Below are 18,374 nucleotides of genomic sequence, written 5' to 3' on the forward strand. Positions count from 1 at the left end.
AGTTGCGGCCGATGGATCTTGACGCCTACGTGGTCCGGGCGCGGACGGGGCCCTGCTTCGTGTGCGCCTTCCTGGCGGGAGATCCTGACTACGTCCACGAGTTGGTGTTCGAGGATGATGAGCATGTGGCGTTCTTGGACCGGTGGCCCACGTTGCCGGGCAAGGTTCTCGTGGCGCCGAAGGCGCACATTGAGCATGCTGTCCGGGACCTTGACGAGGACGCCTACCTACGGCTGATGCGGGTCGTGCGCACCGTGGCGTGTGCCATGGAGCAGGTTTTCGCGCCGGAGCGGACCTATCTGCTGTCGTTGGGCAGTCAGCAAGGCAATGCTCATCTGCACTGGCACATTGCCGGGCTGCCGCCCGGTGTTCCGTATGAGCGGCAGCAGCACCACGCGTTGATGGCGGAGAACGGAGTGCTGACGTATGCCCCGGAGGAGCGTGGCGAAGCGGCGGCACGGCTTCGTCAGGCGCTTGCAGCGGCAAGACGATGATGCTCGTGGCGGCGGCCTTTCGGCCGGCGCCAGGGTTCATGCGGTGTGGGCGGCAACCTGGGCTTGGGCGGTGAGGGCGGCGCGCAGGTTCCTTGCTGATCCGGTGGCTGTGGCGATGGCGACGGAGCGGGATGCCAGGTCGGTCGCCTCGTCCTGGTCGCCGCGGGCGGCGTAGATGTGCGCGCTGGCGGTGAGCATCTCGGCGGAGCCGCGGACGATCGCGGCTGGCCAGGTGGCGCGGGCTTCGTCGAGCGCGGTCTTGCCCGTGGTGAGGAAGGACGGGGTGGTGCGGCTGAGGCGGACCATGGCGTGGCCGGTCCATTTTCCGAGCTCGGCGGCGCTGAGGTAGCCGATGTAGGGCGGCTTCTCGCCGTCTTCGGCGCGTTCGAGCAGCGCCCAGGAGCGGTTGAGGTCGCTCTGGGCGGCGCGTGCATCGTTCAGGCCGGCGTGGTGGTAGGCGCGTATGGCGTGCAGCCAGGACCGTACGGCGGGGTGGGCTTTGGTGCCGGAGAGCTGCAGGGCGCCGTCGGCGAGGTCGAGGGCGCGGCGGGTGTGGCCTTGGTCGCCCAGGATGCGGCTCATCTGCCCGATGAGGTTGGCGCAGGAGGACAGGTCGCCGGCGTAGCGGGCGTGGCCGGCGGCGTCGTGGTAGTAGGCGGCGGCGTTCTCGGCCATGCCGAGGTCGTAGGTGAGGAAGCCGACGAATCCGCCGGTGTCGGCCGCGAGGGCGGCGATCTGCCGCCGTTCCGCCACGGTGTGCGCGGCGGAGTGCCAGGTGAGGACCTGGTGGTGGTGTTCAACGGCCTGTGCGTACACGGTGGCCGCTCCGCGCAGGTTGTCCAGGCGGCCGTGGGCGGCGCGCAGGGCGTGGTGGGCGTCCATCAGCTCGTGGCTGCTGGCGGTCGTGGCGCTGATCCCGAGGTTCGTGACGGCGGCGGCGCCGACGGCGCCGGCGCTCTTCTTGAGGAAGTCCCTGCGCAACACGTCATCCCATTCCCGGAGGAGGTCGTACACGGCACTGCGGGGGGCCGTTGCTGTCTCCTCGCTCGAGCGCTGTCGTTGGGCTTCGGCCAGTAGGACCAGTTTGCCGCCCGCCCCGAGGACCTTGTCCAGGGCACGCGTGATCTGGGGTGTCGGGGGGCGCCTTCGGTGTTCGAGGTCGCAGATGAGGCTCTTGCTGCAGCACGCCCGGCGTGCGAGCTCCCGCAGGGTCATCTCTCCTCGGAGCCGCCGTAGCTCCGCGGCGAAGTCCTGCTGGCTGGTATCCGGCATCGCTACCTCCAAGGTCTGATCGTCCCTTGCGTACGCGCGATGCGGACCCTCCCGCGACGCTGCGACCAGCACACACCCATGGTGGCGGATGCCGACAGGTGTCCGAGCCGGGTTGCGGACAGGCGCGGACAACAGATCCCTGTCCGCAGGCCCCGTGGGCGGCCATCATCGTTGGCACGGGCCCCGAGCGGGATGCTCCGCAGGCCGGCCGATACGCCGGTCCGTGTGATTCCAGGGGTCCGGCATGCCCGAGCTGTTCGAAGGAGCCGCCATGCCCAAGGTCGCCCTGAACGGTCTTCCCGGCGCCGGGAAGACCACCCTCGTGAAACTGCTGGCACAGGAGGTGTCCCGGGCCGGCGCTGAGGTGCTGACGCTGAAGCTCGCCGCGCCCCTGTACGAGCTCCAGTCCGTGGTCTACGCGGTGGCCGGCCGGCCCCTGCTGGAGGGCCACGAGCAGGACGGGCAGTTGCTGAATTTCCTCGGCTCGCACCTGCGCCAGATCAACCCCCACGCTCTTACCGAAGCGTTCGGTCAGCGCGTTCGGCACGCCGAACGGGTCAAGCCGTCGGCCGTGCTGCTGTGCGACGACCTCCGCGCGCCGGACGCGGAGGCGGTAACGCGGCTGGGGTTCGCCCTCGTGGAGATCAGCGCGCCGGAGGAACTGCGCCGGGCCCGCAAGCAAGCGCGGGCCGACCTGACGCCCGGCGACGAGCAGCACCCCACCGAGGCGCCGCTGGAGGTGGCGCCCTGGCGGCGCGTCGAGAACGCCGGGTCCCTCCAGGAGCTGCGTGAGCAGGCGGCGCAGATCGCCAAGGAGCTGCTGCGGTGATCCTGACCGGGCCGGAGATCGCGCGTCAGCGTCGCAGGGGAGCGCTGACCATCGAGCCGTTCACCCTCGACCAGCTCAACCCCGTCTCCTACAACTACCGGCTCGGCGCCACGCTGCGTACGCACCGCTCTGCGGTGATCGACACGCACGCGGACCACGAGTTGGAAGAGGTCACCATCCCGGCCGGCGGCATGGTGCTCAAGCCCGGCCGGGTCTACCTGGGCACGACGGTCGAGGAGATCGGCAGCGAGGAGTTCGTGCCGTCGCTGATCGGCCGGTCCTCGCTGGGCCGTTTGGGGATGTTCCTCCAGTTCAGCGCCGACCTCGGCAATCTCGGGTCGTGCCACCGGTGGACTTTGGAGATCAAGGTCGTCCAGCCGCTTCGCGTCTACCCCGGCATGGTCACCGGACAGGTGACCTTCTGGAGCACGGTCGGTGTTCATCTGCCGTACGGCGGTCACTTCGGCCGGATCAGTGAAGCCACCGTCCCGCCCGCCGGCCTGCTGGCCGCCGTCCGCTGACCGCTGGCGGCGTCTTCCCACTCACCACAAAGGGGGTAGCTGCTGTGATCCTGACTGGACCGCAGATCGCGCGTGAGCGTGAGAATCAGCGGCTTGTCCTGGAGCCGTTCGACCCGGCGCGCGTGCAGCCGAATTCCTACGACCTCGCGCTCGGCCCGACCCTGGCCTACTACACCGGGGAGGTCCTGGACACCCGTCAGGCGAACGCCTTCGCGGAGGTCGAGATCCCGGACGAGGGGTTCGTCCTGGAGCCGGACCGGATCTACCTGGGCTCCAGCGTCGAGCGCCTGGGAAGCGAGCACCTCGTGCCCATCATCCGCTCACGCTCGGCGGCCGCGCGTCTGGGCCTGTTCGTCCACGTCACGGCGGACCTGATCGATATCGGGTCCATCGGGCAGACGACGTTCCAGTTCCACGCCGTACAGCCCGTCCGCGTGCACGCCGGCGACTGCCTGGCGCAGGTGACCTTCTGGCGGCCGCGCGGAAGGATCGTCTTGTACGACGGGAAGTACCAGAACTCGCGGGGTCCGCAGCCGTCGCAGATCCACCTCGATGCCGTGGGCGCGGGCCGGTGACCGGCCGCCGGGTCGAGGACCCCTCGCTGTCCTGCTCCGATCCCACGGCGCGCAAGCTGGTCGCGGCCGCCTTCGAGACGATCAGCGCCCGCTACGTGCTGGCGCGGCACCAGATCGCGGCGGCGCTCCTGGACGCCGACGGCGGCATCCATCTGGGGCTGCACGTGGACGCCATGGTCGGCCGGGCGGCGGTCTGCGCGGAGGCCGGCGCGCTGTCCGCCGCCCGGCTGGCCACCAGCGCCCAGCTCCTGGTGGTGGCCGCCGTCCGCTACCCCAAGCCCTCCGAGCCGCCGCTGGCGCGCATCGTGCCGCCCTGCGGCCTGTGCCGCGAGCTGCTGCTCGACCACGGCCCCGGCCTGCACGCCGTCATTGCCGACGGCGGCCAGGGCGTGCTGGCGCCGGTCACCGGCCTGCTCCCGCACAAGTACGTCGGCACCAAGTGGCCGCCCGTCTCCTGACGGGCCCAGAACCACTGCGCCTCGCCCCAAGCCCTCACACAGCTGATCTTCGACCCGAAAGGGAGATCTCACCATGGCTCAGACCGACTTCCGCACGCCGGCCCTGGACGCGCTGGCGGCCCGCATCATCCCGAGCGAGCACTTCGTCTTCTCCGCCGAGACGGCCCGGGACCGGTTCTTCGCCGACACCCGCATGCTGGACGTCAAGCAGTGGGTCCACAACGCGTTCCGCACCAGCCCCGAGTCGATGGTCGACCACATGATCGACAACCTCGCCCTCATCGGGAGCGAGGACCTGCTCGACCTCGGCTGCGGCAACGGCTTCGTCCTGGAGCACATCCGGCCCCACCTCGCCGACGGCAGCATCACCGGGCTCGACATCGCCCCGGCCGTGCTGGTCGCGGCGAAGGACCGCCTCAGCGGCACAGCCACGCCGTGCCGGTGGATCGAGGGCAGCGCGGATGACCTGTCCATGCTGGACGACAACAGCTTCGACCGGGCCATGGCCAACTACATGATCCACTACGTGCCGGACCTGAACCGCTGCTTCGCCGAGGTCCGGCGCGTCCTGCGCCCGGGCGGGCTGTTCATGCTCACCACCGACCGCCCCGACAGCATGCTGGAGATGTACGACGTGCACTTCACCGCCCTGGAGGCGATGGGCGCGCCGAAGGACCTGGTGAAGGCCACGCCCAAGGGGCGCCTGTCCCTGGAGAACGGCCGGGAGCAGCTGGAGCCGTACTTCGACGAGGTGCGCCTGGTCTCGTGGCAGGACCAGCTGCGCTTCACCGACCCGGCGCCGTTCATGCGCTTCTACGAGGTCGGTCACAACCACTGCTGCGTCTCTTCGCAGGAGCGCGAGGGCGTCGACGCCGCCTTCCTGAGCGAGTTGCGCGACCGCGTCCGCGCCCAGGTCCAGGAGGCAATCACGGCGAAGGGGCACTTCGCGGTCACGAAGTACACCGGCAGCTTCCTCTGCCGGTAGCCCGGCGGGACACGGCCGGGGCGGCGAAACGGTTTGGCCGCCCCGGCGTTGCGGGGGCGTTGGTAGCGTCGGGCCGCGCCGTGCCGGCCGGTGCGGTCCGCCGCCTGAACCGAGAGGGACGTGATGGCCACGACGATCCGCAGGGCAGTGATCCCGGCTGCCGGACTCGGCTCCCGCCTGCTGCCGCTGACGAAGGCGATCCCGAAGGAGATGCTGCCGGTCGGCGACCGGCCGGTCATCGAGCACACCGTGCGCGAGCTGGTCGCCTCCGGCATCACCGACATCACCATCGTCGTCTCCGGCGGCAAGAACCTCATCCAGGACCACTTCCGGCCCAACCCGGGCCTGGTCGCCCAGCTGCGGGCCGACGGCAAGACGGACTACGCCGACGCCGTCGAGGAAGTCGCCGAGCTCGCCCACCGCGGCCACATCACCTACCTCGACCAACACGGCCCCTACGGCAACGGCACCCCCGTCCTGAACGCGGCGCGGGGCGTGGACGAGCCCATGCTCGTGCTGTGGCCCGACGACGTCTTCGTCGCCGAGGTCCCCCGCGCCCAGCAGCTCATCCGCGCCTACGAAACCACCCACTGCCCGGTCCTGGCCCTGATGCCCATGGACCGCTCCGACTCCCGCCGCTACGGCGTCCCCGTGGTCAAGGAAGACCTCGACGACGGCCTCCTGCGCATCACCGGCCTGATCGAGAAGCCCGAACCCGAAGCCGCCCCGTCCACCTACGCCGCCATCGGCGGCTACGTCATCACCCCCGGCATCGTCGACGAGCTGCGCGAGCAGACCCGCCGCTGGCACGAACACCGCACCGGCGAGATCTACCTGACCGACGCCATCAACGCCTTCGCCTCCCGGCGGGCGGTGTACGGGCAGGTCATCCAGGGCCGCTGGTACGACACCGGCAACCCCGCCGACTACCTCGTCGCCCAGTTCGCCCACGCCCTCGCTCACCCCGACTACGGGCCCGTCCTGCGCCGCCTCGTCCACGACATCGACCAGCCCACCACCGGCACCACGACCTGATCCGCCGTTCCCCTTCGGGCCGACCGCCTGGCTGTCGGTGAGCGGCCGGCCCGAGAGGAGCACCCCGCATGCCGCGCGAGCGCGCCTTCGAACCGGTCATCGACCAGCACGACACCTGGATCGCCATCAACCCCGTCCAGGGCTGCCCCTGGGGCTGCCGCTACTGCTACCTGACGGACCTGGGCCTGACCCGCACCAAGCCCGCCGTCCTCGCCACCCCCGAGGAGACCCTCGACCAGCTCCTGACCAGCCCCTACTACCACCCGGGCCTGGTCCTGGCCCTCTACACCTGCACGGACGCCCTGGCCACCCCCGTCACCCGCGCCCACCTGACCGCCCTCCTCGACGTCCTGAGCGCCTCCCCCATCCGCAACCCCGTCTGCCTGATCACCAAGGGCCGGATGACCGACGACGCCGTGGACGCCATCACCCGCGCCCGCCGTGCCGGACTGCCAGTGATCGTCTACCTCAGCTACTCCGGCCTCGGCCCCGACATCGAACGCGGCATCAACCACCAGGCGCTCCGCGAGAACTTCCCCCGCCTGCACGCCGCCGGCATCCCGGTCATCCACTACTGGCGGCCCGCCCTCCCCCACAACTCCAGCGTCGAGGCCTGCGAGAGGGTGCTGGACTGGGCCTCCCGCTACGCCGTCTGCACCGTCGCGGTCGGCACCAAGGTCAAGCCGACCGCCCTGGAACAGATCACCGAGCTCTGGCCGGAGCTGGACGACCCCCACCTCGACCCGCAGGCCGCCGACTCCGTCTGGCCCCGCGCCACCTGGGACTGGCTCCGCCACCTGCCCGAGCGCTACCCGGGCTACCCCGTCTTCCAGACCAACAGCTGCGCCCTCGCCCACGTCCTCGGTCTCCCCGACCGCGACGGCGTGCTGAACACCCCCACCTGCCTGAGCGCCAACCACTGCCCCGACCGGCAGCGCACCCTGTGCCGTGCCGCACCCGCACGGCCGCCGGTCACGACGACGGACATCGACGGGCACCTCGCCCGGCTCGGGCACCCCGGCCTGCCCTACACGCTGGCCCCCGGCACCCGCACCGTGGTCCTCGGCCAGCCGCTGCCGCTGCGCGACCGCCACAGCCTCGCCCAAGTCCTCGGCGTGACCGTCCGCTCGCCCCAGCACCCCGACGAGCGCTACTGGCCCGGCCGGCTCTCCGGCGCCCAGCCCCTGATCATCGACCCCCACTAGCCCTGCCGCGTCCACAACCTCCTTCTCCCAGGACAAGGGAGTCCGCCATGCCCTCACTCGACACCGCCGTCCTGTTCTACCCACGCGGCGGCAGCGCCCAGGTCATCCGCTACCTCCTGCACGAACTCAACACCCGCGGATGGTCCACCCGCCTGCACGCCGGCTCCCTCGGCCACCCCGGCGACCCCTCCCACGGGCCGACGTTCTACCAGGGCCTCGACCTGTGCCCGTACGACTACAACGACGCCCAGGCCGTCTTCCGCAGCGGCGGCAACCCCCAGCACGCCCCGCTGCCCTTCCACCCCTCCTACGAAGACCGCGGCCACTGCCCCGACCCGCTCTTCAGCGCCGTTCCCTCCCTCGACGCCGACGGCCTCACCCACGCCTGGACCCGGCATCTGCGCGCCAACCGCAGCGCCGAGACCGACGTGCTGCACTTGCACCACCTCAGCCACCTGCAAACCGCCGCCCACATCGCCTACCGGGACATCCCCGTGGTCACCACCCTCCACGGCACCGAACTCAAGCTGATCGACGGCATGGCCCGGCGCCTCCACCTCGCCCAGTCCGTGGGCATCTCCCTGCGCGACCTCGGCCACCGCCTCCACACCAGCAACCCGCACCGCCGCACCGAAGCACAGCGGATCGCCCAGAGCGCCAGGCTCAATGACGCCGACGCCGACCTGCTGACGACCACCGCGTGGCAGAAGTGGGGCCACTCCCGGTACTGGCTGACCCGGCTACGCCAGTCCGTACCCCACGCCGGCCACCTCGTGGTCGTCTCCGACCACGACCGCGACCTGGCCCAGCGCCTGCTCGACCTCGACCACGAACTCCCCGTCATCCCCAACGGCGTCGACATCCGCCGCTTCCGCCCGCAACGCCTCACCGAGCACCAGCGCCTGGAACACCTGTGGCGCTGGCTCGTCACCGACCCGCACGGCTGGGGCCCCAGCGGCGAGCCGGGCTCCCTCCGCTACACCGACGCCGACCTGCGCCGCCTCCGCGACCGCGACGGAAGGCTCCGGCCGCTGCTGATGTGGGTGGGCCGGTTCCTCGACTTCAAGCGCCTCCCCGTCCTCCTACGCGCCTTCGCCACCGCCCGGGCCCGACTCGACCCCACCCCGCTCCTGCTCATGTGGGGCGGCTACCCCGGCGAGTGCGAAGGCCGGCACCCCGCCGAACTGGCGAGGGACCTGGGGGTGGAGCACGACGTCTTCTTCGCCGGGTGGCGCGGCCACGACGAGCTGCCGACCGGACTGGGCTGTGCCGACCTCATGGTCGCGCCGGCCGTGGGCGAGCCCTTCGGCATGGTCTACCTCGAAGCGATGGCCTGCGGTACCCCGCCCATCGCCACCGCCACCGGCGGCCCCCTCCACACCATCGTCTCCGGCGGCCCCCGCGCCACCGGCTGGTTGGTCAAGCCGGACGACCCCGACGACCTCGCCGACACCCTCGTCACCGCCCTGAGCGACCCCGACGAGCGCAAGCGGCGCGCCGCCAACGGCCGCTCCCGCATCGAGAGCACCTACAGCTGGAGCCGAACCGCAGACCGCTATATCGCCGCCTACCACCAGGCCGAAGCACACTGACGCGCCCGGCCCCGGCCCTCAAGGAGTCTCCATGCCCACCATCGACGGCCTGCTCCTCGACATGAACGGCCTCTTCCGGCACTGGCACAACACCGGCGCCCAGACCAGCGAGCAGCGCGCGGGCCTCCCGGCCGGCGCCATCGCGCGCTACGCGTACGACCACCCGTCCTACCGCCTCGCCCGTGTCGGCGTCATCACCGACCAGCAGTGGGCCGACGATGTCGCCGAGCGCTTGGCCAAGGACTACGGGCCAGCCGTCCGGGAGCACCTCGCTGCATGGCGATCCGACCGAGGCGAACCGGACTCCACGATGGTCGAGCTCCTGCGACAAATGCGGGAGCACGTGCCGGTCGGGGTCCTGTCTAACTGCACCGATGCGCTGCCCGCCGACCTGGACCACCACAACATCGAGTTCGACTTCGTCTTCGCCTCGGCCCACCTCGGCGTCGACAAGCCCTCACCCCTCGCCTTCCGAGCCGCCGCCGAACACATGGGGCTGCCGCCCACGAAGCTCGGCTACTTCGACGACGAACCGACCTTCGTCCGCGCCGCCAAGAGCGTCGGTATGCAGGCTCAGCTCTTCGAGACCGCCGAGACCTTCGCCTCTCACTTGCGCTCCTTCGGTCTGCCGGTGAAGTGCGAGAAGCACGGCAACCAGTAACCAGCCGAGTCGAAGGTCCGCGCCTTCCGGCGCCGCAAGATCGGCGCTTACGTCGAGGCCTTCGACGGCTGGCTCGCCCGCGAAGCCGAGGTCATCAACGCCACTCACCTCAGCCCAGAGCACGTGACCGAGAAGGCCCGCAAGCTCCTGGCTCTCTCATGACGCCGAGCCCCGGGGTCCTTTACGCCGTAAAGGACCCCGGGGCTCGGCGCGCCTTAGACCGCAGGGCCATCGCGTCGCGCGGCCGGTCCGCCTCGGTGCGCGGGGCCGCCGAGGTCGATGCTCGCCGTGCCGGGTAATGGGTGTGACTGCCCCGCCGGTCCCTACTGCGCGAGTCGAGAGCCCGATCTTGCTCAACTGGCCCGGATGTCCTCCCACGGGTATGGGAGTGTCCAGGTAGTCCGCCACAGCCCGTCGGTGTCATGGCGCTCGATTCGGGTTACGCAGCCGCCGTGCTCCCGGATCCGCGCGGCGACCTCCAGTGCATCATGGTCGTCGCCGAGCTCCCAGTCTTCGTCCAGCAGACTGGGCCCGTTCCAGAAGCGGTAGGGCCAGGTGCGGCCGAAGTCGGTAGGCATGAGGAACTCCCATCGTTGAGTAGCCGGACAGGGATGGCCGGTGCCTCGATGGTGAACCCGGAGCATTCCGGATCGTTAATGCCGTTAGGTGTTGGACGCGTTGATCCGATCCTGATCGGGGAGCGCCGACTTGGCCTGTGGCGAGTGCACCGCCGGGTGGATGACCAGAGGGCGGTCGCCGACGTTGCTGCGTCCTGCTGCGGAGGCGCTCGATACGGTTTCTTGTGTGGGGCACGTCCGTCGTAGGAGTGGAAGTGTCACGCGCCCACCGGAGGGCGGGTCCGGCGGGCGCGTCTGAGACAGCCACAACCTCGTTGACGACAAAGGAGATCACCTGTGGCCAAGTCCGACGTTACCGTTCCGAGGCAGCAGCCCCCACCCGGTCCGGAGGGCGACGACGGCGACGTGACCGTGATGGGCTGCCTTAAGGGCGGCTCCACCAAAACCACCACCACCAACTACCTTGCGTTCGTACGTGCTCTCAAGCGTCCACGGCGGGTCGGTAGGGGTAAGACCCTGCCGGTCAAGGTCCTCGATGCGGACACTCCGCGGTCGAGCGGTACCCGCTGGGGTGCTTCTGTGGCGCGGCGGCCACGTGCTCGGCGTGCACTCCCGCCTGCGGGGTAGGTGCCCTGGGAACCCGGCAAATTTGCCGGGTTCCCCTTAACCGTGGGCTTCGTCCTCGTCTTCCACTACATCCGCGTCGATGATGTCGTCGGCCGGTACCGTGACCTTCGCCAGAATGCGCCCCACCTTCCGGAGCCGCTGCTGCAGGTACTCGGCCTCAGCAGTTGAGCGTCGCTCGGTGGCACTCCCGTCCAGCAACGCGTCGTTCACGCGCTCCAGCGCACGTTCAGCGGCGGCGACAGCTTCGGCAAGAGGATCGGTGGCCTCCCTCGCCGTCGTGGTTGCCCCTGCGGCCTCCGGAGATTTCGAGGGGCCGGGGATCGACGGTTGAGGGGCGTGGATCTCACGCCAGCGGGTCCCGACCGCCTGGCGGCGCCTGTCAGGGTCTTTCTCGCTGGCGGCGGACTCCAGAGCTTTGACGACTCGGGCCCTGATCTGGTGGGCAACCAGGCGTACCTGCCCGGTCTCGAACGCCTTCCTGAGCATCACGTAGTCGAAGGCGGCCTGCTCGTCAGTGGTGCTGTCGGCGTAGTCGAGCATGGCCCGTACGTGGGATGCGGGCGCGGGCCTGCCCAGCGCGTCCTGGACGGCCTTGGCCAGTCGCCATTCCTCTTGCAGTCGGCGCGCTTCCCGCTCGGTCATGCCGTCGTGCTCGGCGACCAGGTACTGGAGCCAAGTCCGGGACCCGTCACCCCGGTACAGCCGTCGGCGGCGAACGATTTCCAGCGCACGACCGAGCAGCCACTGGGCGGACCGCGCGTTGTCGACGGCTCGGTGACACTCGGCCAGCTGCCGCTGCTCCTCGTCACTGAGCGGTCCGCTCGCATCCTCGGGCGTCAGGTCCCGGTCGGGCAGGGTGGCGCCCCAGTGCGCGAGGGTGAACGGCTGGTCACGCAGCTTGTCCGGCTCATCGGCGACGACTACGACGGTCCCGGTGGACCCTTGAGGGACTACGTTGGCCGGTGGCTGAGCGTTGGCCGTGGCCTGAGCTCCGGCCCGCAGATTGCGCCTACCCATGCTTGATGAGCCCCTTTGCCTCCATCTCGGTGACGAGCTCACCGAAGGGGCCGTTGGCGGCGCGCTCGACAGGGAACGCTGTCGCCTGCTTGATGTCGTCCCGAACCGGGATCATCACAGTGAACACGTTCCACCCTGTTTCACGCATCATGTCGCGGATCTCCCTCGCTGAGCGGACCCCGGTTCGCACGCGGTTGAACAGGACCCACAAAGGCGGTGCCTGGCGGCCGGGACGAGCGAAGGCTGACCGAGCAACAATGTCGGCCACCGGTGTGGAGGTACGCGGCTTGGTGACCCGCTGCCAGTCGGCCATGGACGGTTCCATGTGGAGGATGGCCAGGTCCGCGATCTTCAGCACGCTGTCCGCGATGTGGGGGTGGTTCTCGGTGTGACCCACGTCGACAATGTCGATGCCGCCCTTCAGCCGTTCGATGTCGGTGGCGAAGGTGGCGGTCGCGTTCTTGCCGACAGGGAAGGGGAAGCCGCCTGCGGCCTCTGACCACTGCGTGAGGTGCTGGGACTCGTCAGCGTCCCAAGCTCGTACGGGATAGCCGGCTTCGTGAAGCGCATGGGCCATGAACCCGGTGTCCGTGGTCTTGCCCATACTTCGTGGGCTGATGTTGGCGATGAGCACGGCGGGCTTCTCCCTCGGTTCGGCGTTGGCCCGCACGATGCTGCCATGCCGAGAACCGATCAGGGGCACCACGGCCGTGGTGCCCCTGAGAAGTCGTGCCAGCCCCCTTGGGTTCGAAGGTGATTGCGGCACGCTCAGAAGCTGTCCCGCATCCTCGGTGAGGCACCTCGACACGAGGCACACGTCCCCGGGGGCCGCTGCTGGAGCCACTAGTGTCCCGGGGCGTGACGGAGACGAGGGAAGGCTGGCGGCGCTGCTTCTGCGGGTGCGGCGAAGGCGTGATGGGCAGGTGGTTCGCGCAGGGCCACGATGTCACCGCAGCCGCCGCCCTGCGCGCTATCAAGGAATCGCGCCTGCCGCACCAGCTGGTTGCGGCGGGGTTCGGCCCGGAGTGCTCGGTGGTCGAGGCGGCTGTCCGGGAGGCGGGGTGGGTGCGCTGCCCCATGTGCGCGCACATCGGCGCGTCGGCCACCCACACCTGTGCCGCCGGCACTCCGGCTGACGACCGGTCCCCGACTGCTCCCGACCCCCTGGGCTCCGGCTCCGGCGCAGCGTCGCTGGCCGAGTCCGGGGCGGCCCAGGGCCGATTGCTGCCGAAAGCGGACGATCCGACGTGGGAGGCGGTGCCGCTGCATCTGCGCCAGGCGCTGCGGGGACACGCGCACGATCTGGTGTCGCCCGCACGAGGGCCGCTGGCGGCCCGGGAGAACCGGCCTCTGCTGAGCGCGGTCCGGGCGGCCAGCCGAATGCGGATGACCGGCGCCCATTGGCAGCTGCTGCTCACCGCCAGCCGAGAGGCTTTCGGCAGCCCGCGCAGCCAGCGCGCTCAGGCGCTGTACGCGGTGCTGGAGCAGGTGGCGGCCAAGCACGCAGTGCGCGCGACCGACACCTCTGCCGATCCCCCACATGGGTGACAAAGGCAGAAGCGAGACAGCTTCTTATTCGGTCCACAGCAGGTACAGGGGCAGTGGTATGGCCTCGGGGAGCGTGCCGGTGATGATCCATCGGTAGTAGTCGTTGGCGCTGGTGGCGTTGAGGGTGATCTCGCCTTCCTCGTTCTGGTATGGCTCGCTGACGGCGCGTAGGTCCCAGGCCCAGCCGGTGGGGGTGCTCTGGATGACGCGCCGTCCGTGGAGGTGGCCGACCGTCCGGGCTGGTACGGGGGTCCGGGCGCCCGGCTGGCTGGGTCCGGGCGCGATGCGGCGCAGCAGGGCTGCCGGGGCGCCGGCGGATGAGGGTGGTTCCTGGCCGGGTTCGGCGGGGCGCTGGTAGTCGAGGCGGTGCTCGACCCAGACCTGGTCGATGGGCAGGCGCCGGGCGGCGACGGGAGTTGCGGGGGAGAAGCGGGTGCGCCAGTAGTCGAGTTCGGGGACGACGTCGACGGATGTGCCGTGGGCTTCGTGGTGGGCGTCCCCGAGGATCCGCAGGTCGTGGAGCAGACCGACGCCGTCGAAGGCGGCGATGGCTCGTTGGCGGTGGAGGTCGGAGAGCATGGCGGCGGGCACGGGGACGGCGGACGGAGGGACGGCCCGGAACCAGTCGTCGCCCCCGCTGATTTCCAGGCTCGGCAAAGTCATGTTCCGCAGTATCCCGCGTGGGCAGGGCGAGCGGGGGCGCAGGAATCTGCCGATGGCGCAGGGACCGGTGCTTCAGGGGATCAGGAAGGGGCGCCGCCCTCGTGGGCGGCGCCTCGGTGTGTCGTGATGCGGGCGGTTGGGGTTATGCGGGGTGCTGCGGTCGTGAGGGTCGGGTGCGTGCCGCTTCGATCTCGGCCCTGCGGCGGTCCGGTTCGGTCCGGGCGACTTGGTGGGCGAGGGTGAGGGCGCCGTCCAGGTTGTAGCGGAAGGCCGCGGGACGGCCGATGCTGCTGATGTACTGCCAGCCGGTGTCGGTCCAGGCGCGGACGCCGAAGAGGCAGCCGGTGGTGACGGCCCACCTGGGCCGGTCCTGCGTGCTGTCGCGTAGGACGGTGATGCTGGCGTTCCTGTCCGGCCCGGGGACGGGGACGCGGAGCTCATGGACCAGGACCAGCGTGGCCGAGGCGCTCAGGGCGCTGGTGCGGGCGGTCGGGGCGAGGTCCGGGAGTTCCTGGGCGGCCAGGAGCAGCTGCCCGGCCTTCTCGTAGCACACCGCGGCATTCCCCGGGTTGGGTCCGTACACGGCCGTGGTCTTCAGAAGTGTCGCCATGTCGATCATTACCTCGGACATGACGGTCAGGGGCGGGGGCGTGTGACCCGCGCGTACGGCGGCGGTGGTGCGCCGCAGGACGGCGGCGGCAGCGGTCAGGTCTTTCTCGAGCGTGCGGGAGCGTGGCCACATCGAGGGCTCCTCGTGAGCGGTGGTCAGCGGGCGGTGTGCCGGGGGAGCAGGGCCTCGGCGCGGGCGGCGATCTGCTCGGCGGCGGCCCGGTTGGGGATGTAGCGGGAGCGGCGGAGCTCGCGGGTGAGCCGGGTGGCGGCGACGATGACGACTTTGCTGTCGTGCAGGACGTGGCCGGGGACTTCGGCGTCGTGGACGGCGATCAGCGGGGTGACGGGGACCCCGAGAGCGTCGGCGGCCTGGGCCGCCTCCCAGATCACGGTGTTGATGGCCGAGGGGTAGGGCCGGTGGCCGCAGTGCAGGATCCCGTCGCGGACGTGGATGCGGGCGCCGGGCCGCAGCGCCTTGCTGTCGCAGTAGAAAACGGCTCCGTCCGGGCGCACGAGCAGGTGGTCGAGGTTGGCCCGGCTGCGGGGGATGGCGCGGTCGTGGAGGATGATCCATCCCTGTTTGCCGCGGGTGAGGGGGTGCAGGAGCCGGGCGGTTCGGCGTTCGCCGGCCGCGCCGCGCCGCCATCGGCGGACGGCGTCGCTGGGCCGGTGGACGTGCCAGATCGCCCACAGCACCGGGAGTACGGCTCCGGCGATGGTCAGTGCGCTGGGCAGGGGCGGCAGCAGACGCGCGGGGATGCTGACCATGTAGGCGGCGAGTGCGGTTCCGGCGAGGAGGACGGCATGCTGCACGCTGTTCTGGCGCAGTTCGTCGCGGCGCAGTTGCCGGGCGCGGCGGGCGGCGGAGGCGCCGGCGTCCTGGGGCCGGTGACGGTGGTCATGCCGCTGGAGGGGACGGTGTGTGGTCGGGTTGGGTCTCACGAAGGCCTCCGTGAAAGGCCCCGGCCGGGCCGGTGGTGTTGGGCGACGGGCCCGGCCGGAGGCTGGTGGTGAGGGAACCGGTCAGGTGTGGGGGCGTGGTTCGTCGCAGGTGGACATGACCGCTCGGTAAAGGTCGGGCAGGGCGTCCATCAGTTGGCTGGAGGCGTCGCACAGGGCCTCGAGCTGGTCCTCGGGCGTGGGCTGCAGGCGGGCCGCCTCGATGAGCTGGCCGAGGTCGCGGAGGGTCACCAGGGTGTGGGTGATGCCGTCCAGCAGGGTCGCCTGCATCTGGCGGGGCGTCATGGGCTGAGGCGCGGGCCAGGAGGCCGGGTTGAGCCAGGTGATCCGCTGTTCCATGAGGTGATCGGCGAGTTCGTGATGGTCGTGGGTGGTGCGGTTGCGGGAGCGCAGGCGGCGCAGGTGGTGCAGCACGGCGGTGCCTCTCGATGGCGAGGAGACAGGGCCGGCCGCGCCGCGGGGGAGGGGGCGGCCGGCCCTGGGAGATGAGCGTCAGGAGCGCTCGGCATCGACGTCGGCGTCGTCGGTGGGCGGTAGGTGGCCCCACAGTTCGACGAGCCGCGATCGGTAGGTGAAGCGGGCGGCCAGCTCGAGGGCGCCGTCCGGGCGCCGGTGAGTGGCGGCGACGGCTCCCTGCCGCGACCGCTGCCGGTACAGCGCGCGGACCGCGTGCTTGAGGTGCTGGCTGTCGCTCGCCGGGAGGGCCAGGCACCCGCGGATGAGGCCGTCGGGCAGGATCTCCCAGCGGGTGACGGCGGGGATCTGCGCATCGCGCAGGAGCGCTTCGATGGTCCGGACGGCGCCGAGCTGGGTGGCGCGGTGGAGCTCGGCGGCGTCGTGGGTGCTGGTGTGCACCGGGATCACCGGGCCGTGGCGGTGGCCTTGACCTGCTGCCACAGCAGGCGCTCGGCCTGGTCGGCGAAGTCGTGCCACGCTGCGGCGCTGGTCGCCCAGGGGTCCGCGCCCTGGGATCCCCGGGTCATGGTCATGGCCGTGTGGGCGTCGAGCGCGGCCTGGTAGGTGCGCAGGACGTCCTGGTCCTTGGTGTTGGGCCGCTTCGGCAGGTCGGCGTAGCTCATTTCGGCGGTCGAGGGGTTCTTCCCCTGGGCGACTTCGCGCAGGGCGGTGCTGACGCCGTAGGCGTAGGGGTGCGCGGCCCGGCACCAGACCCGGGCCAGGCTCATGGTCAGGCCCAGGTGGGCGCCGCTGATCTCGTCGAGGACGCCGGCGTAGTGGCTGCGGGCGTATCCGTTGTACTGGACGGTGGCGGCGAAGAGGGCGATGTCCTGGGTCTCGTTGGCTCGCGAGGCCTCGCCGAGCGTCTGGATGGCGAGTGCGTCGGCGTGCTCGTAGGCCGTGCGGGCGCGGGCGGACGCTGCCTTGAGGCTGTGGATGCTGGTGAGGAGCTGGCTGACCCACATGGGCGTGCTGGACTGGGGCATGGAGAACTCCCTGGTGTTGGGCAGGGTGTGCGGTCAGGAGGTCCGGCGGGGCCGCCCGTTGGTGAGGCGGGCGGTGGTGTGTCCGGCGCGGACCGGGGGGCCTCGGATCAGTCGGTCTCGCTGGTGAGTGCGGAGACCAGTGCGGCACTGATGCCGAGGAGGGTGCCGGCGTCCCGAGTGGAGACGCCGGCGTCCACCAGGCGGCGGGCGAGCGGCTTGGCGGCCGTACGGGCCTGCTGGGCCAGTTCGTCGGCCTGGCGGCGTGTTTCACGGGCGGTGGCGAGGTCGTGGTCGAATTCCTGGTCGCCGGTGGTGGTGACCAGGTCCAGTTCGATGTCCTTGGGGTCGTGTGCCCCGGGGCCGTCGATCCTCGCGGCGATCTGTTTGCGGATCTGGCTCTCCAGGCGGGAGAGCGAGCGGTCCGCGGCTTGCACCTCGGGCACCTCGTCGACACAGGCTTTCCAGCGCCCGCCCGTGGTGAGGAGGGCGTGGGCCGTGTAGCTGCTCGGGGTGCTCTTGCTCATGGGGTCAGGGGGTCCTCTCGCGGATGATGCCGTACGGGCGCCACACGCTGAGCCAGTCCTCGTCGGTGTCGGTGTCGATCCCCGTGGCCTTGCGCAGCTGGGCCATCAGGGGCGGCAGTTGCTCGGCCGCGCGGCGCAGCAGTGCCGCGTCGTCCGGGATCGTGGACAGTTCGACGAGGGTGCAGGCGGCGTCGGAGACGTCGCCGGGGTCGACGGAGGCGGCGGGCCCGCTGGGCACGGCATGGGTGATCGTGGACAATGGCTTCCTCCACATCTGGAGGCGGGGCGCGGCGATCGTTGGCAAGCGGGAGCCGCGCCCCGCGTTTTGCGGTGGCCGGGCGGGTACCCGGCACCCCTCCATAGTGTTCAGGTGCTGAACAGTTGTCAATGACTTGAACGGAGTGTCGCGGCCGGGAAGTCGACATGCCGCGCTTCCTTCACCCACCGCTGACATGCCGGAAGGGGCGGGCCCTCGGCTGGGCCCGCCCCTTCCGGCATGAAGCTGTGTTCCTACCCCTGTGTCGGCTGACCCGGAGAGCAGTGGCTGGTTTCCGGTCCCGTGTCGGAGCCGGGCTCGGGAGCGAAGGCGCTCAGCACGGCCCTGGCCAACCGCTCGTAGTCGCCTGGACTGCGCGGCCGAGGGACGTTCTGATCCCACTGGGCGATGAATCGGGCGAGCGGCTCGAAATCCTCTGCGGGCACGTCGTAGTAGCGCATTCCCCCTCCTCACGGACGGTCTGCCGCAAGCATCCCACGCCTATGTCGCACTTATGGCG

General features: G+C 70.7%; 24 protein-coding genes. 11 read left to right on the forward strand and 13 right to left on the reverse strand.

What is annotated here, in order from left to right; all coding sequences use genetic code 11:
• Positions 1 to 11: 11 nt before the first annotated feature.
• A complete protein-coding gene (locus AB0E98_RS31430; RefSeq protein WP_361709299.1) occupies positions 12 to 494 on the forward strand; it encodes an HIT family protein in 483 nt (160 codons plus the stop codon).
• A gap of 36 nt (positions 495 to 530) precedes the next feature.
• Here the strand turns inward: AB0E98_RS31430 and AB0E98_RS31435 are convergent, their stop codons facing one another.
• Positions 531 to 1,766 carry a helix-turn-helix transcriptional regulator gene (locus AB0E98_RS31435; protein WP_361709301.1) on the reverse strand — a complete coding sequence of 412 codons (1,236 nt, stop codon included), beginning with the start codon at positions 1,764 to 1,766 and terminating at the stop codon, positions 531 to 533.
• Between the two features lie 244 nt (positions 1,767 to 2,010).
• On the opposite strand from AB0E98_RS31435, the gene AB0E98_RS31440 reads away from it, so the two are divergent.
• From AB0E98_RS31440 to AB0E98_RS31480, 9 genes are all read left to right on the forward strand, one after another.
• A complete protein-coding gene (locus tag AB0E98_RS31440) occupies positions 2,011 to 2,595 on the forward strand; it encodes an ATP-binding protein (protein ID WP_361709304.1) in 585 nt (194 codons plus the stop codon).
• Positions 2,592 to 3,116 carry a deoxycytidine deaminase gene (locus AB0E98_RS31445; protein WP_361709305.1) on the forward strand — a complete coding sequence of 175 codons (525 nt, stop codon included), beginning with the start codon at positions 2,592 to 2,594 and terminating at the stop codon, positions 3,114 to 3,116. Before AB0E98_RS31440 ends, AB0E98_RS31445 begins: the two co-directional genes overlap by 4 nt.
• A gap of 44 nt (positions 3,117 to 3,160) precedes the next feature.
• Entirely contained in the window at positions 3,161 to 3,691 is a 531-nt protein-coding gene (locus AB0E98_RS31450; protein ID WP_361709308.1) for a dCTP deaminase, read from the forward strand.
• Positions 3,688 to 4,149, forward strand: a complete 462-nt coding sequence (locus tag AB0E98_RS31455) for a hypothetical protein (RefSeq protein ID WP_361709310.1) — start codon at positions 3,688 to 3,690, stop codon at positions 4,147 to 4,149. The genes AB0E98_RS31450 and AB0E98_RS31455 overlap by 4 nt, the downstream gene beginning before the upstream one ends.
• 73 nt (positions 4,150 to 4,222) lie before the next feature.
• Positions 4,223 to 5,134, forward strand: a complete 912-nt coding sequence (locus AB0E98_RS31460; protein WP_361709313.1) for a class I SAM-dependent methyltransferase — start codon at positions 4,223 to 4,225, stop codon at positions 5,132 to 5,134.
• A gap of 123 nt (positions 5,135 to 5,257) precedes the next feature.
• Positions 5,258 to 6,169: a UTP--glucose-1-phosphate uridylyltransferase gene (locus AB0E98_RS31465; protein ID WP_361709316.1), complete on the forward strand. Its 912-nt coding sequence runs from the start codon at positions 5,258 to 5,260 to the stop codon at positions 6,167 to 6,169.
• 68 nt (positions 6,170 to 6,237) lie between these two features.
• Entirely contained in the window at positions 6,238 to 7,374 is a 1,137-nt protein-coding gene (locus AB0E98_RS31470; RefSeq protein ID WP_361709319.1) for a radical SAM protein, read from the forward strand.
• A gap of 47 nt (positions 7,375 to 7,421) precedes the next feature.
• A complete protein-coding gene (locus AB0E98_RS31475; protein WP_361709321.1) occupies positions 7,422 to 8,966 on the forward strand; it encodes a glycosyltransferase family 4 protein in 1,545 nt (514 codons plus the stop codon).
• Positions 8,967 to 8,997: 31 nt separating this feature from the next.
• Positions 8,998 to 9,627, forward strand: coding sequence for an HAD-IA family hydrolase (locus tag AB0E98_RS31480; RefSeq protein WP_361709323.1), 630 nt, complete (start codon positions 8,998 to 9,000; stop codon positions 9,625 to 9,627).
• Between the two features lie 353 nt (positions 9,628 to 9,980).
• On the opposite strand, the gene AB0E98_RS31485 is transcribed toward AB0E98_RS31480, so the two are convergent.
• The 3 genes from AB0E98_RS31485 to AB0E98_RS31495 form a co-directional block, all read right to left on the reverse strand.
• The gene (locus AB0E98_RS31485) at positions 9,981 to 10,205 is read right to left on the reverse strand and encodes a hypothetical protein (protein WP_361709324.1); all 225 of its coding nucleotides are present in this window, start codon (positions 10,203 to 10,205) and stop codon (positions 9,981 to 9,983) included.
• Between the two features lie 663 nt (positions 10,206 to 10,868).
• Positions 10,869 to 11,849, reverse strand: a complete 981-nt coding sequence (locus AB0E98_RS31490; protein WP_361709326.1) for a hypothetical protein — start codon at positions 11,847 to 11,849, stop codon at positions 10,869 to 10,871.
• Positions 11,842 to 12,555 carry a plasmid partition protein gene (locus AB0E98_RS31495; RefSeq protein ID WP_361709328.1) on the reverse strand — a complete coding sequence of 238 codons (714 nt, stop codon included), beginning with the start codon at positions 12,553 to 12,555 and terminating at the stop codon, positions 11,842 to 11,844. The genes AB0E98_RS31490 and AB0E98_RS31495 overlap by 8 nt, the downstream gene beginning before the upstream one ends.
• A gap of 152 nt (positions 12,556 to 12,707) precedes the next feature.
• Between AB0E98_RS31495 and AB0E98_RS31500 the strand changes: the two genes are divergently transcribed.
• Positions 12,708 to 13,397, forward strand: coding sequence for a hypothetical protein (locus AB0E98_RS31500; protein ID WP_361709331.1), 690 nt, complete (start codon positions 12,708 to 12,710; stop codon positions 13,395 to 13,397).
• A 24-nt stretch (positions 13,398 to 13,421) separates the two neighbouring features.
• On the opposite strand, the gene AB0E98_RS31505 is transcribed toward AB0E98_RS31500, so the two are convergent.
• The 9 genes from AB0E98_RS31505 to AB0E98_RS31545 form a co-directional block, all read right to left on the reverse strand.
• A complete protein-coding gene (locus tag AB0E98_RS31505) occupies positions 13,422 to 14,060 on the reverse strand; it encodes a hypothetical protein (RefSeq protein WP_361709332.1) in 639 nt (212 codons plus the stop codon).
• Positions 14,061 to 14,202: 142 nt separating this feature from the next.
• Entirely contained in the window at positions 14,203 to 14,802 is a 600-nt protein-coding gene (locus AB0E98_RS31510; protein WP_361709335.1) for a hypothetical protein, read from the reverse strand.
• A gap of 23 nt (positions 14,803 to 14,825) precedes the next feature.
• Positions 14,826 to 15,614 carry a nuclease-related domain-containing protein gene (locus tag AB0E98_RS31515; RefSeq protein WP_361709337.1) on the reverse strand — a complete coding sequence of 263 codons (789 nt, stop codon included), beginning with the start codon at positions 15,612 to 15,614 and terminating at the stop codon, positions 14,826 to 14,828.
• A gap of 81 nt (positions 15,615 to 15,695) precedes the next feature.
• Complete coding sequence (locus AB0E98_RS31520; protein ID WP_361709340.1) at positions 15,696 to 16,046, reverse strand: hypothetical protein; 351 nt, start codon at positions 16,044 to 16,046, stop codon at positions 15,696 to 15,698.
• 78 nt (positions 16,047 to 16,124) lie between these two features.
• A complete protein-coding gene (locus tag AB0E98_RS31525; RefSeq protein WP_361709342.1) occupies positions 16,125 to 16,487 on the reverse strand; it encodes a hypothetical protein in 363 nt (120 codons plus the stop codon).
• 5 nt (positions 16,488 to 16,492) lie between these two features.
• Positions 16,493 to 17,074 carry a hypothetical protein gene (locus AB0E98_RS31530; protein ID WP_361709345.1) on the reverse strand — a complete coding sequence of 194 codons (582 nt, stop codon included), beginning with the start codon at positions 17,072 to 17,074 and terminating at the stop codon, positions 16,493 to 16,495.
• A 107-nt stretch (positions 17,075 to 17,181) separates the two neighbouring features.
• Complete coding sequence (locus AB0E98_RS31535) at positions 17,182 to 17,598, reverse strand: hypothetical protein (RefSeq protein WP_361709346.1); 417 nt, start codon at positions 17,596 to 17,598, stop codon at positions 17,182 to 17,184.
• Between the two features lie 4 nt (positions 17,599 to 17,602).
• Positions 17,603 to 17,857 (reverse strand): hypothetical protein, encoded by a 255-nt coding sequence (locus AB0E98_RS31540; RefSeq protein WP_361709349.1) that lies wholly within the window; start codon positions 17,855 to 17,857, stop codon positions 17,603 to 17,605.
• A 251-nt stretch (positions 17,858 to 18,108) separates the two neighbouring features.
• A complete protein-coding gene (locus AB0E98_RS31545) occupies positions 18,109 to 18,315 on the reverse strand; it encodes a hypothetical protein (protein WP_361709350.1) in 207 nt (68 codons plus the stop codon).
• Positions 18,316 to 18,374 lie beyond the last annotated feature (59 nt).

This window comes from Streptomyces sp. NPDC037389 (assembly GCF_040636475.1).
In the GTDB taxonomy this organism is placed as follows: domain Bacteria; phylum Actinomycetota; class Actinomycetes; order Streptomycetales; family Streptomycetaceae; genus Streptomyces; species Streptomyces hesseae.